16 protein-coding genes and 1 pseudogene are annotated in these 15031 nt (G+C 51.8%); 13 read left to right on the plus strand and 4 right to left on the minus strand.

The window, feature by feature from the left end:
• Window positions 1-3: 3 nt before the first annotated feature.
• From KGP26_RS28905 to KGP26_RS28935, 7 genes are all read left to right on the plus strand, one after another.
• Complete coding sequence (locus tag KGP26_RS28905) at window positions 4-267, plus strand: hypothetical protein (RefSeq protein WP_223499754.1); 264 nt, start codon at window positions 4-6, stop codon at window positions 265-267.
• Window positions 268-527: 260 nt separating this feature from the next.
• On the plus strand, window positions 528-734 hold the full coding sequence (locus KGP26_RS28910) for a hypothetical protein (RefSeq protein ID WP_223499753.1): 207 nt from the start codon (window positions 528-530) through the stop codon (window positions 732-734).
• A 44-nt stretch (window positions 735-778) separates the two neighbouring features.
• Complete coding sequence (locus tag KGP26_RS28915; RefSeq protein WP_223499752.1) at window positions 779-1132, plus strand: DUF1870 family protein; 354 nt, start codon at window positions 779-781, stop codon at window positions 1130-1132.
• A 14-nt stretch (window positions 1133-1146) separates the two neighbouring features.
• The gene (locus KGP26_RS28920) at window positions 1147-3237 is read left to right on the plus strand and encodes a DEAD/DEAH box helicase (protein WP_223499751.1); all 2091 of its coding nucleotides are present in this window, start codon (window positions 1147-1149) and stop codon (window positions 3235-3237) included.
• Window positions 3238-3607: 370 nt separating this feature from the next.
• The gene (locus tag KGP26_RS28925) at window positions 3608-3913 is read left to right on the plus strand and encodes a hypothetical protein (RefSeq protein ID WP_223499750.1); all 306 of its coding nucleotides are present in this window, start codon (window positions 3608-3610) and stop codon (window positions 3911-3913) included.
• 118 nt (window positions 3914-4031) lie between these two features.
• Window positions 4032-4355 (plus strand): type II toxin-antitoxin system RelE/ParE family toxin, encoded by a 324-nt coding sequence (locus KGP26_RS28930; RefSeq protein ID WP_059202210.1) that lies wholly within the window; start codon window positions 4032-4034, stop codon window positions 4353-4355.
• A complete protein-coding gene (locus KGP26_RS28935; RefSeq protein WP_223499749.1) occupies window positions 4342-4623 on the plus strand; it encodes a helix-turn-helix transcriptional regulator in 282 nt (93 codons plus the stop codon). The genes KGP26_RS28930 and KGP26_RS28935 overlap by 14 nt, the downstream gene beginning before the upstream one ends.
• Before the next feature lie 416 nt (window positions 4624-5039).
• On the opposite strand, the gene KGP26_RS28940 is transcribed toward KGP26_RS28935, so the two are convergent.
• From KGP26_RS28940 to umuD, 3 genes and pseudogenes are all read right to left on the minus strand, one after another.
• A complete protein-coding gene (locus KGP26_RS28940; protein WP_223499748.1) occupies window positions 5040-5582 on the minus strand; it encodes a hypothetical protein in 543 nt (180 codons plus the stop codon).
• A pseudogene (gene umuC / locus KGP26_RS28945) lies at window positions 5579-6839 on the minus strand (translesion error-prone DNA polymerase V subunit UmuC). The gene KGP26_RS28940 and the pseudogene umuC overlap by 4 nt, the downstream one beginning before the upstream one ends.
• Window positions 6840-6850: 11 nt before the next feature.
• Window positions 6851-7273, minus strand: coding sequence for a translesion error-prone DNA polymerase V autoproteolytic subunit (gene umuD / locus KGP26_RS28950; RefSeq protein ID WP_223499747.1), 423 nt, complete (start codon window positions 7271-7273; stop codon window positions 6851-6853).
• A 416-nt stretch (window positions 7274-7689) separates the two neighbouring features.
• Between umuD and KGP26_RS28955 the strand changes: the two genes are divergently transcribed.
• Complete coding sequence (locus KGP26_RS28955) at window positions 7690-7848, plus strand: hypothetical protein (RefSeq protein WP_223499746.1); 159 nt, start codon at window positions 7690-7692, stop codon at window positions 7846-7848.
• Between the two features lie 4 nt (window positions 7849-7852).
• Here the strand turns inward: KGP26_RS28955 and KGP26_RS28960 are convergent, their stop codons facing one another.
• On the minus strand, window positions 7853-8428 hold the full coding sequence (locus KGP26_RS28960) for a hypothetical protein (protein WP_223499745.1): 576 nt from the start codon (window positions 8426-8428) through the stop codon (window positions 7853-7855).
• 700 nt (window positions 8429-9128) lie between these two features.
• Here KGP26_RS28960 and KGP26_RS28965 point away from each other — a divergent pair.
• From KGP26_RS28965 to KGP26_RS28985, 5 genes are all read left to right on the plus strand, one after another.
• Entirely contained in the window at window positions 9129-10505 is a 1377-nt protein-coding gene (locus KGP26_RS28965) for a DUF3560 domain-containing protein (RefSeq protein ID WP_223499824.1), read from the plus strand.
• A gap of 45 nt (window positions 10506-10550) precedes the next feature.
• Window positions 10551-11126 (plus strand): methyltransferase, encoded by a 576-nt coding sequence (locus tag KGP26_RS28970; protein ID WP_223499823.1) that lies wholly within the window; start codon window positions 10551-10553, stop codon window positions 11124-11126.
• 947 nt (window positions 11127-12073) lie between these two features.
• On the plus strand, window positions 12074-12631 hold the full coding sequence (locus KGP26_RS28975; protein ID WP_223499822.1) for a single-stranded DNA-binding protein: 558 nt from the start codon (window positions 12074-12076) through the stop codon (window positions 12629-12631).
• 55 nt (window positions 12632-12686) lie between these two features.
• On the plus strand, window positions 12687-12896 hold the full coding sequence (locus KGP26_RS28980) for a DUF905 family protein (protein ID WP_223499821.1): 210 nt from the start codon (window positions 12687-12689) through the stop codon (window positions 12894-12896).
• An 87-nt stretch (window positions 12897-12983) separates the two neighbouring features.
• Window positions 12984-15017, plus strand: coding sequence for a ParB/RepB/Spo0J family partition protein (locus KGP26_RS28985; RefSeq protein ID WP_371822223.1), 2034 nt, complete (start codon window positions 12984-12986; stop codon window positions 15015-15017).
• Window positions 15018-15031 lie beyond the last annotated feature (14 nt).

Below are 15031 nucleotides of genomic sequence, written 5' to 3' on the forward strand. Positions count from 1 at the left end.
CCGGTGAGCCAAAAAATGAAACAGGTGTTTGAGGATCAGACAAGGGACGGGTGGAAGCTGCTCTATCAAATTAGGCATACTAGACGCCGCTTTTTCCGGTGGACCTTTTATGTTTATGTCCTGTACGCGGCGGCAATGTACGGCTGTTATTTGATGACCAAACAATATCCAGGCGGCGTGTGGGACAGCATCTACGTTGTGATTGGGTTTTGTGGTCCGATCGGCGCTTATGTCGTTGGCAAACGGGCATTAAGAAAGGACATGTAAAAGAATCCCGTATAGCTCTTCAGTGCCGCGCTAAGTGCGATTCTGGATTTTCGGGTTCAACAGCCTGGGTTCACCAGGTAAACGTCGTGGTGACCTTGCCAGCTCGATTTCGCATGCGAAATTCCCGGCTGCTTATCCTCAGTCGTTAGCTAGCCCCCTAAAGTTGTGAAGTATGTCTCTTGCGGTGGTCGCGTTCGCGACCTATACTAGACCCATGGTTCGGGATTAGCTCGGATCACCTCTAAAGAGAGAGACGAAAAATGACCACGACTATCACCATCGCTTATGATGTTCCCGCAGATAAGTTTGCCGAAGTAGAAGCCCTGGCAGAGCACCACGCTATTCATAACGTCAATCACAATGGCGAAGTTTTCAACGTTGAGCGCGGTGACTTTACCTGCATCGACAAAGAAAGCTATAACCATGCATCCCTGCTGCGCCAAATCTTCAATATCATCGAAAAATAATCATTGCAGCCGTCCTGAAGGGCGGCTTGCTATCGGGCCGTATTATGACAAACAAAGAATTAAAAGCGCTCCGTCAGATCCTCGCTTTGGAATGCAGTGAGGCCGCCGAGCATATCGGTCAGGTGACAACTCGTACCTGGCAGCGGTGGGAGGACGGTTCTCGCGCTGTCCCTGATGATGTAGCCAATGAGATCACCGATTTCGCTACCCTGCGCGACAACATGACCGAAGACCGCTTTGAGGAATTTCGTCGCAAAGGTGAACGCATCACGTTGAATTTTTACATGACGATTGATGAGTTTGAGAAGGCCACAGGCAAGCGCAACGTCGTAATGTGGAAAATCACCAACTCTGTTGCAGGAGAATGCTTGTCTGCCGGCATTGCCAATCTGATTTGAATAATGAGCGCCTGATGTTTACACCTAAGTATTTCCAGGAGAAAGCCACCGAACTCGCTGTCCAGGAGCTGAGCACGGCTGACAATGCACTTGTTGTCATGTGCTGTGGTTCAGGCAAAACATATACCGGAGCCATGATCGCAGATCGACTCCACGCCCTGGTGACAGTGATTGTCGCTCCGACCATTATGTTAGTTGACCAGATTGCTGACGAATACCGGCAAACAACCGATCGGCGCGTGTTTCAATATCACAGTGAAAATGCGATTGAGCCAGAGGTATTCCTGGGAGAACATCCGGGAAAAAGGGCCATAGTCACGACCTACAACTCCGCGCCAGTGTTGCTCACAGTGCTGGCCGAGAGTGGCATCCAGGTCGATTTGGTGATCTACGATGAGATGCATCGGACTGCAGGAAAGTTGAGTACGTTATTCAACCAGACACTGACAGGCTATCCGAACGTCATTAAGCGCCTCGGGATGACCGCTACCCCACGGCACGCATCCTACAATGAGAAAGATGACGATACAGAATTCTTCAGTATGGACAATGAAGAACTCTACGGAAAACTCGTTTATACCTATCAGATCCGCGAAGCCATTGAAGACGGCGTTATCAGCGACTATAAACTGTTGGTCGCCTGTGTCACCGATGATGAAGTTCGCAGCTATCTGAAAGAGAAAACCATTTCCACCTCAGAACACAAAACCTATGCTATTGCGCTCACCCTTAAGCGAGCAATGGAGCAGTACGGGCTAAAAAAAGTCATCACCTACCATGCCACGATCGATGAGGCGAGCAAGGCGGCGACCATCTTTTCCGATGTACTCGATACCCCGGTCACCCATGTATCTAGCCTGCAGGGGCCTTATACCCGTAATGCCCATTTCGCCATTTATAAGGACAGTGATTCGTGTGTGATCACTAACGCCCGGTGCCTGAATGAAGGGATGAATGTTCCGGCAACCGACGCCACCATGTTCTGCAGCAGCAAGACATCGCCGATTGATATCATCCAATGTGCCGGTAGGGCAATGCGCAAGTACCCAGGCAAGGACTTTGGTTATATCATCCTGCCGGTACTCAGTGGTGATAACGCGGTAGAGTACAGCGATTTCTCTGCCATCATGCAGGTTTTAAACTCGCTCTCAGAGAACGATGAACTCCTACATCGCGCGATTAAATTGTATTCCCCAGACAGCAGCACACCAGGTCACACGTTACTACCGTCATTTTTCAGGTATACGGACGACAGCAGTTTTGATGTGCATAAGCTCGCAGATTTGATCTATCTAAAAGTCTATACATCCTTCAATAAGACGTTCCTCGATCGCGTGGAACAGCTGAAAGAGTTTATAAGTATTAACGGGCACAGCCGCGTATTAACTGCGAACGCGGGGAGCTTTGGGATATGGGTAAAACACATGCGAGCGCTGTACGCACGTAACCGTCTGGATCCCGAAAAAAAACGTATTCTCGATGAGTTGGGTTTCATCTGGGATTACAATCAGGAGTTGTTTTATCAGAACCTTGAAGAGTTACGCGCCTATTTGGAGGCTGGGAATACAGTTTCTGATGCGTCAACCGGACCGTTCCTTCAGTTCATTAAGGCGCGAAGGGCGGCTCACCGAAGCGGTACATTACCTGCTTATCAGGAAGATGCTCTCAACTCCCTGGGCGTTACATTTGATATCTCCAAGCACAACTTTGAGGCCAATCTGCGTCTACTAAAAACAGAGGTCAATGATTCTGGTGAGGTAACAAAGGGCTCCGCTCTGGTCGATTGGGTAAAGTACCAGCGTAAAAAGTATCTCAACAATGAACTTACCGAGGAACAGGTGAGCGCATTGATACAGACAGGGCTTAAGCTAGATATAGCTGGAGAGCGTGACCGCTCGTTTTTTACTAAATTGGCAGAGCTGGCCGAAACGCTACGGGATAACCGGCGTGTTACCCCATCCATGAACAGCTTTCGGGGAGTCATTAGACGGCGCTACAAAATAAAGACCCTGGAACAGGATCGCCTGGCAAAAATCAGAGAGCTGGAAAAGTTGTATAACATTCAGATAGTAGAGCCTAACCAGGACACACCAAGCGGCACATAGATCTTAGACTCATCGAGTACCCAGGGCGATGTGATATTTCGCATGCGAAACTCTCAGCCATCGCTGTCAGTGTCGCTTGTCTTCGACCGGCGGCACTAACATTGCTGTACGCTGGCAGGCTCCGCAAAAATTCGCCTGGCAGGAAGGGGGCGCGCAGAGCTGCATAGGGCAACGCAATTCCGGCGATTTGATCGAGCCGATCTCTTCCACAATATCCTTGTCGCCTTCCATTCAATCATTTTCGCATGCGAAATTAGTGATGCCATAGGATATCATAATTGATATTTAACGGGTTTTATTGCATAATACCTTTGTAGGAAATGGAAGGCCATTTCCTCTTCGGCAATACGCCATACTCACAGGAGCCATCATGAATATTCCCGTTAATAGCCGCAAAACCCTTACTGTCATTCTAACCGTGCTCAAAGGAACGCCATCTATCCACTTCTGCGATACCCCTTTATCGGGTGCTGATAACAATTTGTGGATGCCCGTCAACGTTCCCGATACATCACTGGCTGTAGTGCCCGAAAAGATAGAGCGTAGCCATCTACACGCCGCAATCGAGCAGATCATGATTATCAATAATGTGGCGCATAACGTTGTGCATGTCGAAGAAATCATGCGTGGAACTAAGTATCTCGATTACCGTGTGACCTATAACTGTTTGGCCTAATCGTGGTTCAGCGGTGGGATCCCGCCGCTGAATTAACATGAGGCAAAGGTCATAGAAATTGCATCACAATGCAAATTGCATTATAATGCAATAATAGTTAAGGCACAGGGATGGAATGATGTTCACGGTAATCTATCACTACGAAGCGGAAAAGGAATTGAAGGAGCTACCCCCGGTCGTTGCCGCGAAACTGTCCCGGATCATCGGCAAGCTGGAGAGTGACCCCCGGCAACTGCGAGAGCCGGATACCAAGCCACTGGGTAATGGTCTCTATGAGATCCGCTCGATGGGAAAAGATATCTCTCGCGGGATATGGGTATATCAGAAAGGGGAGCGCATTTTTATGCTCAGGATCTTTATTAAAAAGACACCCAAAACCCCAAAAAGTGAAATTGATCTGGCAATGCAGCGACTCGAGGAGATGATAAATGACAAAGTATAAAACTCATGCTCAGGTTCAGGCCGAAATGATGGAAAACAGTGAGTACAAGGCAGCGATGGAGGATGAAATTCGCAAAGAGCGTCTACAGGCGACGTTGGCCGAGTGGCGCAATGTGGCAGGACTTACCAGCGCTCAAGTTGCCAAGGCCATGGGCGTTAATGCCTCGACCGTCAGCCGGATGGAAAACAACGTGACGAAATCGAGTGTTGAAACCATTGCCCGCTATGCAAAAGCCTGCGGCATTGAGCATGTGACCATTTCGTTCTGATTGACGACGAGGCTCGGACTCTCTGGGCCTCAGTGTCATGCCTTGCCCTGGGCGGTCAACACCTGGCGGCAAAAGCAGGGTGATGACGGCGCCTGCGGCGCCGTTCTTACACATGCCGCTCTTCTTCCTCTTCCTCCTCATTTCGTTCTTCCTAACTTTACTGTCAATTCGTGTGAGGTCTATCTGGTCGCCGATCGCTGATCTACCGAGATGGATTGACAGCGATCCCAGGGCAAAACACGTTAACGGCAGTATGGCCCCCTTCGGCTCCCCAGCTGCGCAGGGTCGTCAACCGGACTACGCTAACCCGGCTCGTTGCCGGGTAAGCTCCGCCGAACCCCGCAAAAGCGCGGGTTTCGGGCCTTCGGCTATGGTCTGATGGCAAGGGCGGAAATCAGCATCCGAGTTACGCTTATTCAAGGATAAATCACTTCGTAAAGCCCACTAATGGATAGCGGGCAGGTAGATTTTACGCCTGCGCCACGGTGGATCAACTGTGCAGTCCTGGCAGTCGAAACCTTGACGGGAAAACGTTCCACGCCATTGGCCAGCAGCCAGATCGTCCTGGTCACACCATTGCCAAAACACAACCTGAGAGCGGGAAGACCCTTTTCAACCACGTAATCTCCCCCACATTCTGCCAGTGGCACAGGGTTTTCCCTTCCAGGCGAAAATCCATCATCAGCGCTAGCAAATTTTCTGTCTTGGCGCCAGATGGACTCATCGCCGACTGCCAGGTGACGTTCTTGGTGAGCACGTGCCCAGGCCTGCAGGAAGGGCCGCTTTTCGACAAGCACGATCCAATAGTCTGATTGCTTTGTCAGGCGCTGATCCATCCAGACCGTGCGCCCTGTAGCGAGCGGTATTTCAAATAGGCAGCGGCGTTCGCCAAAGGTACCAAATTCGGGGCCAGTTTGAACAATTCCATAGGGTGCCAGCACTTCCTTGCTATAGGTCATTTAATGATTGCCCTGGGGAGATCCTTCCATCGAGTCGTGTAGGCAGGGGAGAGCATCTCGCGCTTCATTCGCCAGCCTTTATCAATCCCCTGACCGCCAAACCATATCTTACCCAATCCCGTACCATTAATGCGATCGACAACCTTCATCAGATTATCGCTGTTGGCCCGTGGCGGTGTGTCGTCGAACATATCGATCTGACCTGGACGGCTACAGAAATCATTGAGCATGATCCCCGCCCTTTTGATACCGGTAGCCATCGCGCCAAATCTGGTCGAGAGCTTTCATTGCAGCAGCAACGATATCCCGCGTGTCCTGGCTGGCCAACATCAACACCTGGTTGGCGTTGTTGCCATAATACGGATCGTTGGAATACGGGCTGGTGCGCACAAAAACGCTGACGTGACGGCAATACTGGCGTTCCTGGCGCAACTTTTCCGCTGCCCGTTCTGCATATTGGCAGACTGCCTGGCGCATGTCCTGCAGCTGCGTGACGCGCTCACCAAAACTGCGACTGCAGATGATCTGTTGCTTCGCCGGCAGCGCATCGATAGAGATGCACGGCGTACCATTGAGTTCACGTACTGTACGTTCTACCACCACGCCAAACGTACGTTTCATCAACTGTAGGTTGGCGTCGGCCAGCTGCAGCACCGTTTCTATCCCCATGATTTTTAGCTTGGCAGAGAGCTTGCGGCCGATGCCCCACACTTCATCGATCGGCAGCAGTGCCATGAGCTTGCGCTGCCGTTGGCGATCGCTCAAATCAACCACGCCCCCCGTTCCTGGCCATGTCTTTGCTGCGTAGTTGGCCAACTTGGCTAGCGTACGCGTTTGCGCTATGCCAATTCCGCACGTCAGCCCGGTTTGCTGTGCCACTGTTGCCCGTACGCGACGGCCAAAATTGAGTAAAGGCTCACAGGTATTGATGCCGGTGACGTCCAAAAACGCCTCGTCGATCGAGTAAATCTCAAGCCGGGGGGCCAGAGCTTCAAGTGTGGCCATGACGCGTGAACTCATGTCGCCGTAGAGCGCATAGTTCGAGCTGAAGCACGCTATGCGGTTTTGCTCGATCAGCGCTTTGGCCTGAAAGTACGGTGTGCCACGTTTAACTCCCAGCTTCTTTGCTTGCGCGTTGGCCGCCACAATCGCTCCGTCGTTGTTACTGAGAGCGATCACCGGTTTTCCTTTGAGATCAGGCCTAAAGAGCTGTTCGCAGCTGGCATACATCGAATTGACATCACACAGCAGATACATAGGCACCTCGCTCAACGAAGCGTATGGATGGCGTGCATGACCACACCAAATATGTCCAGTTCGTCCGGATCGACAAATATCGGGCTGTAGGCGGGATTCATTGGCTGCAGGCAAAGACGCGGAGTAGTACACAACCGTTTGACAGTGAATTCACCGGCGACTGCAGCGATCACAATGTCGCCATGCGTGGGTTTGACCGCCTTATCAACAATCAGCAGATCACCAGACAGAATGCCAGCTTCTACCATTGACTCGCCTTCTGCCCGCACAAAGTAGGTTGCGGAGGGATGCCGTATACAAAATTCGTTGAGATCCAACTGAGCTTCGATGTAGTCCTGCGCCGGGCTTGGGAACCCTGCCGCACATGAGTCAGCAAAAAGTGGCAGTGCGAGTGGGGCTGTGCCTGGTGAGTATTTAAAAATTTCAATCGTCATAACATCATTTACCTGTATATTTATACAGTGTATTATTGATGTTACCTATAGGGCTTGCAAGTGGGATCGGTAGAAATAATGGTGTGTCAAAGCAGCGCATTGCTTTTCAAAGGAATAAAGTTGCCAGGCAGTAGTTGACCAATCCTTGTTGAGTGAAAAACGTACACCTCTGGTGCGGCGGTTTAAGACGCGAGGTGGCGAGGTTATTCACAGGGTTCTACGCCGGATATGCACCCTTAATGTGGATAACTACCTTATGTCGTGAAGGAAGATGTCAGTGACGCATATCCGCTTCGCTTCTGGGTGCAAAGCCCTGTACAAGGAGTATTCAACCTTTGGTTGAGTAAATTTGGTAATCCGTATAGAATTATTTAAACGCGGTATCTGCGTTATGCATGAGCTTGAGGGTAGATGAGATGACAAAATTTAAAGATATGACACCAATGCAGCGCTTAGATGCTATGCGTAAAGCAGGTGTTACTCTATATCCAAATCTCTCCGCAGAAGATAAGAGAGCAGTGCTGTACGTCGAAAATGAACCAACTGTAGCGGCGCAAGACACTAATAAAAGTTAGTCCTCTACTGATCAGTTGGTGGGGATACAACCTCATCAACTGGAACACTCATCCGAAGCACTTCCTTTTGATTATTGTATGTAAAAGCAACATCTCCTTTCATACTCGTTTCATACCGGTCAACAATCGCTTTAGCTGGCTCACACACAGAAAGAACGTCGCGAGACATGGCCAGACCTAAAAAAGCCGAAAACGTCACAGACGCTGGGATCATGAACCCCTTGAGTGAGGGGCAGTCAACATCACGATGTACAAACTGCAGCTCTACTTCATTTGATGATAATTTTCCAGAAAAGAGTCCACCAAATTTGCCGTTGCTCGATACTGCCACAACAAACTTTTTGGTTGAATATTTCGACTTGTGATAAATCGTCTCCCAAGACCAACATCCGTATCCATCCTTATATACTGATGTATCCCGCCATGATTTAGAAAGCTCGGCATGTGCAGGACTACAAACCTCAAACTGAAGTGTCGGAAGTATCAGATTTGGAAAAAGTTGTTTCATTTCTTGAGCATAAGCATCGACGGTCAAAACTCCTACGCCGGTAAGCAATTCATCAAACTCACGCTTTTTCATACCACCACGCAACTAAACTCTGGAAAAACAGCAGTGTAACATAGAGATCGAACATCAGAGGAAAGAGACAATCGTTTGTCCATAGTTGCAACGCTTTTCCAATCGAGAACGGTTGTGCTTGTCCTCAATGCCAATTTGAATTCCTAACTTTTCTTACCTTTTTGTATCCATTTCACTTCTCTTTCCTCTACTTTTGTTCCGCTTTCAACCCTATAGGTCTTTCAAGCTTGATGGGTGTTTCTTGGAGCCACCTTCGGCTCCCTGGCGTAGCCAGGTCGTCAGCCCACTCAGCTAACCCGGCCAAAACATGCCGGGTAAGCTTCGCCGAACCCCGCATGATGCGGGTTTCGTGCCTGAAGGCTTGGGTCTGCTGTCCAACACCAACCCCTGCAGCTGGCCACTGGCCAGCGCATTCACCACGACGGCGATACTGCTGCCGTCGCTCAGAAGCGCGTAACGGCTTTCGCTGCTGCTGCGCCGTTCCGCATTGTGCCCTGTTTCACCCTCAGCTGTGGGGTGAGTTTCCGTGAGTTATTCCGACCGTCGCTAGGCAGTAGACCACACTCCATCGCTCCTTCTGGCAAGGCTGGTATGAACGCCTGCGGCGGCCTTGCCAGCGCTCCTGATTGTGGTCTGGGCCAGTTTGCGACGGCGAATACTCACAGAAGCATCACTTTAACCACATAAGGAGATTCAAAACATGTCACAACAAAACGTCCAGGGCGCGACAGCGAAGCCTACAGAGGCATCTCATGAATTCAACAGCAATGAGTATCGGGCGACCTATTCCCCCGATGACAACAAATTGCGCCTGTATCCCCTCCATCGTCTCGATGAAGAAACCTACGCGACAGTGAGCAAGGCGGGTTTCAAATGGGCACCTAAACAGCGTTTCTTCGTGGCGCCTGCGTGGACGCCGGGCCGCGAAGATGTCTTGATGAGCCTTGCCGGTGACATCGAGGATGAAGATAGCACGTTGTTTGAGCGTCAGAGCGAACGCGCCGAACGCTTCAGCGGTTACAGCGAGAAACGCGCGGCAGAATCCAGCCAGGTTTTAACGGCGGTCGATAAGCTGGCCTCGGCGGTTCCCTTTGGGCAGCCGATCCTTGTTGGCCATCATAGCGAGCGAAAAGCGCGCAGGCATGCCGCAAAAATCGAAAACGGTATGCAAAAGGCCGTCATGCTGTTCGAACGGTCAGAGTATTGGCAAGAAAGGGCTGCGGCGTCCTTGGCCCACGCCAAATATAAAGAACTGCCAGCCGTGCGCTATCGCCGGATCAAAAAAATTGAAGCCGACTTGCGCAAGGCAGAAAAAAATATCGCAGACTCGGAAAAATTTCTGAAACTTTGGCGCTCCGATAACCTGGATTTAAAGATGGCCATCGCAATCAGCAATTACGAAAGTATTTACGCATGTTTTAGCCTGGAGAAGTACCCCCGACCACAGGATAAAAGCCAGTACGAAGGGCGCATGAGTCTGTATTCAGCGTTGGATGAAGATATTATCACGGCCGAACAGGCCCGAGATGTTGCGATCCCTTGCCATGATAGGGCTATCCGCCATTATCAACGCTGGGCGACACATTACCGCAATCGCTTGAGCTACGAACGGGCCATGTTGAACGAGAGCGGCAGCGTGATAACGAGCGCGAAAGAATTTCAAGTCGGCGGTCAGGTGCTTTGCAGGGAGGAATGGCTGCCTATCCTCAAGATCAACAAAAGAAACGGAGAAGTCACCTCACTGGAAACGCCGTGGCACAATTTTTTAGGGTACAAGGGCACGATGAAACTCACCGTTGATCGCATCACCGATTATAAAGCCCCCACAGAGGAAGAGGCACAAGCTGCCAGTAAGACAGTAAAACGTCCGCCGAACGTGAATGTTCCCGACGAGGGATGTGTGACGATGACCAAAGCCGAATGGGCCGCGAAACACCGTGATTACAAGGGCGTTCGGGCCGTTGAGGCCACCGACACCCACGGAGCCTATCGCTACCGCCGAGTGATGACGCAAGGTTGCACGCTGTCATCTGTGTATATCAGCGACATGAAAACCGTTGAAATCCCGAACAAATAAAAATTGCTCCCCGGATCAACTCCGGGGAGCCATAGAGGGTATAAGATGCATTTGGCACTTAAGCAGCGTATCGAGATGATGCGCGGAAAAATTGAACGTAGCGCCTCGGTGGTTGAGGTTCCGGCCTGTTCACAATTGTTTGTTAGCTCAGATGAGATCTGCGACCGTCTGGTTCACCTGGCCAACATCAGCAATGGGGATCGCATACTGGAGCCGAGCGCGGGGACCGGCGCGATTGTAAGGACTATCAGGAAAGTGGCACCCGCTGCGGTATGTGATGCCGTAGAGATTAACGCCGAGCTTTGCCAGCACTTGAGAAACGAATTTGAAGGCATCAACGTGATCTGCAGTGATTTCCTGGAATACTGGCCGCATGCTTCAGAGGGAAACTACAGCCGAATTATCATGAATCCGCCGTTCAACCAGGGCGCGGATATCAAACATATTCTGCATGCCCGCTCGTTGCTGATACCCGGTGGCGTGCTGACCGCCGTGTGCTTGAACGGGCCACGGCAAAACAAATCGCTCAAGCCGCTTTCTGACCATTGGGAGCCTTTGCCGCGTGGGGCGTTTGCGTTTACCGATGCGTCTACCGCGATAGTGCGGTTGGGGGCGGCCTGAAAATATCGCACAGCCACAGGGGGTGAACGGATGCCCCCTTTATGCCTGGGTCGGGGTGTTGAGCCGTCGAGCTGGGGTGAATACCTGTTTCGCGTCCTGGTGCCGGTCCTGTGTTTCTCATGGGCGCCGGCGGGGAAAGGTCAGCGGCAAAAAGCCAGAGAGAGGACAGCGCCTGCGGCGCTGTTCTTCCCTATGCCGCTCCTGGTGAGCTGACTCCTCTTCTACTTCCCTGGTATCTTCTCTCTCCTCTTTGTCTTCTTCCTGCTTCATTTCCTTATTTTCCTGATAGCCCTTCTATTCCTTTGGTAGCTTCTGGCCAGCAGCTGATGGACAAGAATTAACGGCAGTCTGGATACCTTCGGCTCCCTGGCATAGCCAGGTCGTCAGCCCACTCAGCTAACCCGGCCAAAACATGCCGGGTAAGCTTCGCCGAACCCCGCTTGAGGCGGGTTTCGGGCCAGAAGGCTTTGGGTCTGCTATCTAACATCAAGGTCAACCCCTGCAGCTGGCCAGGGCCAGCGCGTTCACTGCTCTGCGAAATGACTGCAGAGCGCTAAGGAGCAACGCCGTTTCGCGCCCGCGCGTTTCGTCGTTGCGACGGGTTCCTGCTCGTTTCATTACCTGGATATCTTCACCCATTTGAGTTCTTTCGCCGGGGCTGAGACAAGCACAACCCGTCTTGCTGTCTAGGGGCCGGCCATGCCTTTCGCAATAAATTTTTTCCGGCCATTTCATTAGACCGAAAAAAATTTCCCGCTCCCCCCAGACATCTTCACCGGGCCGTGCTCGTTTACGCCCTCGCGGCGAACGACTCTCAAACGGGTGAAGGTAATACCCAGCGGGAAAGTCCAGCAGGTCCCCGCAATAACATCAAAACCGCGGCCCCGACAACTCAACGGGTGATGGTTTTCAAAAGCGAAAGCTCAACGGAAATAAGGAGATTCATCATGGCAGAACGTGGCGTAAACAAAGTGATTTTGGTCGGCAATCTGGGTCAGGCTCCCGAAATTCGTTATATGCCCAATGGGGGCGCGGTGGCCAATCTGTCTCTGGCGACCTCCGAAACATGGCGCGACAAGGCAACGGGCGAACAAAAAGAAAAAACCGAATGGCATCGCGTTGTCTTGTTCGGAAAGCTGGCCGAAGTGGCCGGGGAATACCTGAGCAAAGGCTCAAAGGTCTATATCGAGGGGCAACTGCAAACCCGCAAGTGGCAGAACGAGCAGGGTATTGATCAGTACACCACCGAAATCGTGGTGAAGGTCAATGGCACCATGCAAATGCTGGGCGGCGGCGAGCGCCAGACTAGCGGCAACGTACCTGCACAACCTCCGGCTGCCGCGCAGCCAGCAGCCAGCAGCGCACCGGCCAAGGGCAAGCGCTCGACTAAAGGGAAAGGGTCGCCAAAGGGAGCAGATGCCGCGCAAGCACCATCAGCGCCACCATCGCAGCCGCAAGGTGGTCAATACCCGCCGATGGATTTTGAAGACGACATCCCGTTTTAGGATTTACCTTTTCGCCCTGTGCAAGCAGGGCATCACTAACAGGAGTTTATAGCCAATGGCTGACCAACAGCACGTCTTGTTACCAACAGACGGCCCGTTTACGCGTGAACAGGCCAACGTTGTAGCAGCAGCCTACAGCAATGTTGCCATCGAGGACGATCAGGGGACGCATTTTCGGCTTGTTGTTCGCGTCGATGGCGCAATGAGCTGGCGCGATTGGAATTTCTCACAAGATGCCGGGTATTGGCTGAATCGCTATATCTAGCAGTGCGGTGTGAAAAAGCAGTAAGCAAAAGGGTGCCGGACGTGAGCCGTCCGGCAGACAGTAGTCAACACATAAGGAGTACCAACTATGTCAGTTACCGAGTCTAAAGCAAAAACAGCTAAGAAAGCTAGCAGTAAGGCGAAAGAAAAAGCCGTGTCTAAAGAACTAGTTACCCTGCTCGAAAGTACGCCGGTTGTTCTGGTGCCATTCTCTCAATTGGCCGATACCGAACTGAACACACGTATCGTTCCGCATACGGACAAAGAAGTCAGAGGATTGGCCGACAGCATCAAGGGGGTCGGCATACTGCAAAACCTGATCGTTATTGCGCTGCCTGACGGCCAACTGGGCGTTGTCGGTGGTGGTGGCCGTAAAAAGGCTACCGCGCTGTTGGTGAGCGAAGGGCTTATCGATGCCGATCAACCTTTTGTGCCTGTGAAGGTAGTTCCACGCGAACTGGCGGTTGCCGCATCGATGACGGAAAACGGCCAGCGTAAATCAATGCACCCCGCCGAACAGATCATCGGCTTCCGTACACTTTCTGAAGAGGGGAATACGCCAGCGCAGATCGGTGATCTGCTGGGGTATGGTGCCCGTCACGTCCAGCGCATGCTGAAATTGGCCGGGTTGGCTCCTTCTATCCTTGATGCATTGGCTAAAGATGAACTCACAACCGAGCACTGTCATGTGTTGGCGCTGGAGAATAACCCTGAGCGCCAGTTGCAGGTTCTGGATATGGCCAAAGAGAACAGCTACAACGGCAAGCCCCAAATTCATCAAATACGCAGCTTGATAACCGCCAGTGAAGTCCAGATCAGCGGTAGCGGGAAGTTTGCATTTGTCGGAGCCAATGCTTTTGAGGACAGCCAGATCCGCCGTGATCTGTTTAGCGAGGACGATGGCGGCTATGTCGATAAAGTCCTGCTTGATACACACCTCGTTAACAAGCTGGAGATAGTTGCCCATGCCCTACAGGAAAACGAAGGGTGGGCATGGTGTCTGCATCGGATGGATCAAGTAGAACGCTGGGGAGAGGATGCGCAGACGTACGGCTTTTTGCCTACCCCTGCACCTTTGTTTACCAAAGAAGAACAGGCCCGCCTAGACACGCTGACAGCCGCGCTGCAAGAGGTTGACACCCACGACGATGAATATGAGATTCAACAGCAGATTGAAGACCTTGAATCGGCTGTAGCGATCCGGTCGTGGACACCTGAGCAGAAAGCACAGGCTGGGGTGGTCGTGTCATTTGAGGATGATGACGTTTGCATTCAGCGCGGGGTTCTTCTTCGGGAACAGAAGGAGGGGACAGAGGGGGCCAAAGCAGACAACGAGACTCGAACATCATCAGGTATCACTTATACCCGCCAACCCGAACCGGTGGACGACATCAGTTTACCGTTGCTGACCAAAATGTCATCGGAACGGACGCTTGCGGTACAGGCAGCGGTAGTACAACAGATACCGAAGGCCGTTGCATTGCTGGCATGGACGTTGTGCCGTGACCTGTTATCACATCATTACGGTTCGACGTCTGCGCTCAAAGCGTCATTGCGTTGCTCACACCATAGCTTGCTGGAAAATGCGCCGTCAGGCAAAGAGGGTACCGCTTATCTTGCTCTCAAAGCAGAAATCGATCGTGTCACCGCCATGTTGCCGGAAGGTTGGGATCGTGACTTTACCACCTTCTTTACGTTGAAAGGGGAGCAGTTGCTTTCCATCCTCGGTTTATGTGCGGCTTGCGGGTTGGATGGTGTACAGACCCGTGAATGTGGGCATACGACACGCAGTCCGCTCGATGCGGTGGAAACGGCGTTTGATTTCGAACTGCGTGACTGGTGGCAACCGACAAAAGCCAATTTCTTTGACCACCTGAAAAAACCACAAATTGTCGAGTTCCTGAATGAAGCGGGTTTCACCGGTGCGGCAAGTGATGCGGAGAAGATGAAGAAAGGGGACGCCGCAGAGTTGGCCGAAGAACGGATGGCAAGTAACCGTTGGGTGCCAGTGTGGATGACCGCGCCTAAACCTAAAGAGGCACCTGTCGACGATCCTGCCAACGCAGAAAATGTTGAAGGCGAAACCCATTCCGACGAAACAGCCACCACTGACGCAGCCTGATAACTGGAGCTGCC

Source organism: Serratia sp. JSRIV002, from assembly GCF_019968725.1.
Classification (GTDB): Bacteria; Pseudomonadota; Gammaproteobacteria; order Enterobacterales; family Enterobacteriaceae; genus Chania; species Chania fonticola_B.

Bases quoted from the DNA above. Each gene is read 5' to 3' on its own strand.
- KGP26_RS28910 (WP_223499753.1), top strand. From the start codon at position 528: ATGACCACGACTATCACCATCGCTTATGATGTTCCCGCAGATAAGTTT.
- KGP26_RS28915 (WP_223499752.1), top strand. From the start codon at position 779: ATGACAAACAAAGAATTAAAAGCGCTCCGTCAGATCCTCGCTTTGGAA.
- KGP26_RS28920 (WP_223499751.1), top strand. From the start codon at position 1,147: ATGTTTACACCTAAGTATTTCCAGGAGAAAGCCACCGAACTCGCTGTC.
- KGP26_RS28925 (WP_223499750.1), top strand. From the start codon at position 3,608: ATGAATATTCCCGTTAATAGCCGCAAAACCCTTACTGTCATTCTAACC.
- KGP26_RS28930 (WP_059202210.1), top strand. From the start codon at position 4,032: ATGTTCACGGTAATCTATCACTACGAAGCGGAAAAGGAATTGAAGGAG.
- KGP26_RS28935 (WP_223499749.1), top strand. From the start codon at position 4,342: ATGACAAAGTATAAAACTCATGCTCAGGTTCAGGCCGAAATGATGGAA.
- KGP26_RS28940 (WP_223499748.1), bottom strand. From the start codon at position 5,582: ATGACCTATAGCAAGGAAGTGCTGGCACCCTATGGAATTGTTCAAACT.
- umuD (WP_223499747.1), bottom strand. From the start codon at position 7,273: ATGACGATTGAAATTTTTAAATACTCACCAGGCACAGCCCCACTCGCA.
- KGP26_RS28955 (WP_223499746.1), top strand. From the start codon at position 7,690: ATGACAAAATTTAAAGATATGACACCAATGCAGCGCTTAGATGCTATG.
- KGP26_RS28960 (WP_223499745.1), bottom strand. From the start codon at position 8,428: ATGAAAAAGCGTGAGTTTGATGAATTGCTTACCGGCGTAGGAGTTTTG.
- KGP26_RS28965 (WP_223499824.1), top strand. From the start codon at position 9,129: ATGTCACAACAAAACGTCCAGGGCGCGACAGCGAAGCCTACAGAGGCA.
- KGP26_RS28970 (WP_223499823.1), top strand. From the start codon at position 10,551: ATGCATTTGGCACTTAAGCAGCGTATCGAGATGATGCGCGGAAAAATT.
- KGP26_RS28975 (WP_223499822.1), top strand. From the start codon at position 12,074: ATGGCAGAACGTGGCGTAAACAAAGTGATTTTGGTCGGCAATCTGGGT.
- KGP26_RS28980 (WP_223499821.1), top strand. From the start codon at position 12,687: ATGGCTGACCAACAGCACGTCTTGTTACCAACAGACGGCCCGTTTACG.
- KGP26_RS28985 (WP_371822223.1), top strand. From the start codon at position 12,984: ATGTCAGTTACCGAGTCTAAAGCAAAAACAGCTAAGAAAGCTAGCAGT.